Consider the following 3,712-nt stretch of genomic DNA (forward strand, 5'->3'; position numbering starts at 1 on the left):
GGGAAGGGGAATGAAGCAGGAAGCCACGAAGTCTTTAGCTTCGGGGTAGTTCACCCATATGATGTTAAAGAGAACCGAACAAATTAATCATACTTATTGCTATCGAGCATTAAACCCTTTGTGAATGCTTTAAACAAAATACTTCTTAATATCCAGTTCCAATAAAAGAAAAAAAGATAAGGAGGGCTTTTTATTATGCCCTCATTTGTTTTCTAACAGTTTTAACCTAGTTACTCTACGCAAATCTCCTCATTTCTTAATTACCAGAGTACGGGTAGTTCCAGTCCATGTGCCATCATTGTCTTCGACAAGTAACGAAATGGTGTGAGTGCCAACAGAAAGCTTGGATGTACTGAAACTGGGAGAGGTACTCAACCAACCATCACGACTGGATTTCCAAACATATCTGGCAATTTTACCATCAGGATCAGAACCTGTTCCTTTAAAGGAGACTGAACTACCTACCTTTGCAGGGCTCGGGGAGATGGAAGTTATACTGACTACAGGTCTTTGATTTGAAGCTTTAGGAGTTGTTGCTCCACTGATGGTTAAAGTTGAGGATACTTCTTTAGACCATGCTCCATCGTTATCCTTTACGCTGAAGTAAATGGTATGTGTCCCTGCAGCAAGGGTTGAAGAACTAAAACTTGCGGATGTACTTATCTGATCATTGATGCTTGATCTCCATTTGTAAGCATCAATTGTTCCGTCTGTATCTGTTCCACTTCCACTGAAGTATACTGAAGTGCCTTTTGTTGCAGATGTCGGATTAATTGAATTTATCTTTGCTGTAGGTTCTGCATTTTGAGCGCTGCTACCAGAGCTACTAGGGCTACTAGGGCTACTAGAACCAGTTGTCACAACTGTGTGTGTCGAAGTTTCATAGTTCTTTATAGCAGTTCCGGAAGGTGATGTGATAACATTGTTTCTGATATTGTATATTACACCTGTGTATGATAATGCAGGTTTGTTGTAAAGTATAGAAATACCATTTCCATTAACATCTTTAATTACATTATCTTCTATTATGGTATTGTGGAAACCTGCGGTAGATATTCCACCACCGGGTGCTGTTCCTGTACGTCCGGTGTTAGTGATGACATTATCGTGGATGTATAAGCCAGTTGACTGTGATTTATCATCCAGGTTCTTGGACGAAACACCATATTTGTAAGCAACTGCGTAAATACCGGCATTTCTCGTATTATATATATTGTTATTATAAATCTCAACTGAAGTTACAGGACTATTTCTATCATATGATTGAACGTAAATACCCGTATATCCACTATTAACTGTAGCATATATCTTATTATTGTGAATTTTCATATTGTTTGATGCTTCAGCGCGAATTCCTGCGTTCACCTGAATAGATATATCGTTATTGTAGATGTTTGCACCATTACAGTAATCGAGCCAGACAAATTCATGTCCCTGGTCCCTTCCTATGTTGTCATGGACAGAGACACCAGTACATCTTGTGAAGTGCATCAGATCAAATGCATTGTTATGTAGTTTCATATCATAGACTTGGACATTATCGATATTCTGGAATAACATCAAAACATAATAGGAACCTTCTCCTTTTGGATGTTCTTTGTTATAATCATAGTTACCATCGATTTCAAAACCATGTATTTTGATATTACCTTTGGAACCTACGTTTTCTATCAAAGGTACATATATATTCCATCTTGCATTGTTCTTTAGCTTGACAACAGCATTAGAGTCACCAGTAAGGGTAGTACTGTCGCCAATTTTTATAGTATTCCCAATTATATAAGTGCCGGATTTCAGATAGACTGTTCCACCTGTTCCAGCTACTTTAGCCAAGGCAGCATTGATCTGCACATCGTCCCCTGAACCGTCACACGTATAATCTGCTTTATCGCCTGAAAAACCAACCGTAACTGTGGCTGCTGAAGCAGTTCCTATTAAAATTGTAAGTAATACTATTAAAAATAATGTTCGTCGCATTTTATAAAATCTCCTCTTTTTAAATGTAGACTTACCTTTATTTTTCCATACCCGTCTATATGTAGTCCATATATTGTATAAAAAGCTAACGATTTGTTTATTGGTGCTATAAAAGTTTAACATAAAGGCTTATTGACTTTTATTATTATATATGATTCATCTTATTGATGCTGTTTTTCTGAAAAATACAAATAATAAAAACGTGTTGTATAATATTTTTGAAAGAAAATAACTAATATGTTAAAAAATAAATAATATAGTATTGTTTAAGCCTCAAGCCGTGGTCTCTATAAAATTTATCGGGTACATAAACATTTGTGTCTTTAATTGAAATCCAATACAACTTTGAAATTTAGAACAAATTAATCATACTTATTACCATCAAGCATAAAACCCTTTCAAACCTGGGTTTAAATGAAACAATCTTATACAAAAATAAATAAATAAATAAATAAATAAATAAATAAATTAGAAGCGTGAATACTTTAAACTAAATACTTCTCAATATCCAGTCCCAATAAAAGAAAAAAAGATATGGAGGGCTTTTTATTATGCCCTCATTTGTTTTCTAACAGTTTTAATTTAGTTACTCTACGGAACTCTCCTCAACTCTTAACTACCAGAGTACGGGTAGTTCCAGTCCAACTACCATCATTGTCTTCGACAAGTAACCAAATGGTGTGAGTGCCAGCAGAAAGCTTCGATGTACTGAAACTGGCAGAACTGGTAGAACTACCCAACCAACCATCACGACTGGATTTCCAGACATATCTGGCAATTTTACCATCAGGATCAGAACCTGTTCCTTTAAAGGAGACTGAACTACCTACCTTTGCAGGGTTCGGAGAGACGGAAGTGATACTGACTGTAGGTTTTTGATTTGAAGCTGTAGGAGTTGAAGTTGTAGGAGTTGTTGCTTCATTAGCTGTTTCTGAAACCGCACCAACTGTCAGAGTATATCTATCTCCAGTCCATTTACCATCATTGTCTTCGACAAGTAACCAAATGGTGTGAGTGCCAGCAGAAAGCTTGGATGTACTGAAACTGGCAGAACTGGTAGAACTACCCAACCAACCATCACGATCGGATTTCCATACATATCTGGTAATTTTACCATCGGCATCAGAAGCGATTCCGTTAAAGGTGACTAAACTACCAACAGTTGCAGGACTCGGAGAGATGGAGGTGATTCTGACTGCAGGTTTTCCATTTGAATTTGTAGGCAATTCATTAGTTTGTTCTTCAACAACCGTTTCATCATTAGCTGGTTCTTCAACAACCGGTTCTTCATTAGCTGTTTCTGAAACCGCACCAATTGTCAGAGTAGAGTAATCTCCAGTCCATTTACCATCATTGTCTTCGACGAGTAACCAAATGGTGTGAGTGCCAGCAGAAAGCTTGGATGTACTGAAACTGGCAGAACTGGTAGAACTACCCAACCAACCATCACGATCGGATTTCCATACATATCTGGCAATTTTACCATCGGAATCAGAAGCGATTCCGTTTAAGGTGACTGAACTACCAACAGTTGCAGGGTTCGGCGAGATAGAAGTGATTCTGACTGCAGGTTTTCCATCTGGATTTGTAGGAAGTGAAGTCGTAGGCGTTGAAGTTGTTGCTCCACTTATGGTTAAAGTTGAGGATACTTCATTAGACCATGCCCCATCATTGTCCTTAACGCTGAAGTAAATGGTATGTGTCCCTGCAGCAAGGGTTGAAGAACTAAAACTTG

2 protein-coding genes are annotated in these 3,712 nt (G+C 37.7%); both read right to left on the minus strand.

The annotated features are described in order from the left end of the window. Window positions 1-249: 249 nt before the first annotated feature. Entirely contained in the window at window positions 250-1,977 is a 1,728-nt protein-coding gene (locus QZZ23_RS13025) for a right-handed parallel beta-helix repeat-containing protein (protein WP_292470908.1), read from the minus strand. Window positions 1,978-2,582: 605 nt separating this feature from the next. Beyond that, window positions 2,583-3,712, minus strand: a 1,130-nt coding sequence (locus tag QZZ23_RS13030; protein WP_292470910.1) for a PKD domain-containing protein, incomplete at its 5' end; no start/stop codon positions are given.

The organism is Methanolobus sp. (assembly GCF_016278385.1).
GTDB lineage: Archaea > Halobacteriota > Methanosarcinia > Methanosarcinales > Methanosarcinaceae > Methanolobus.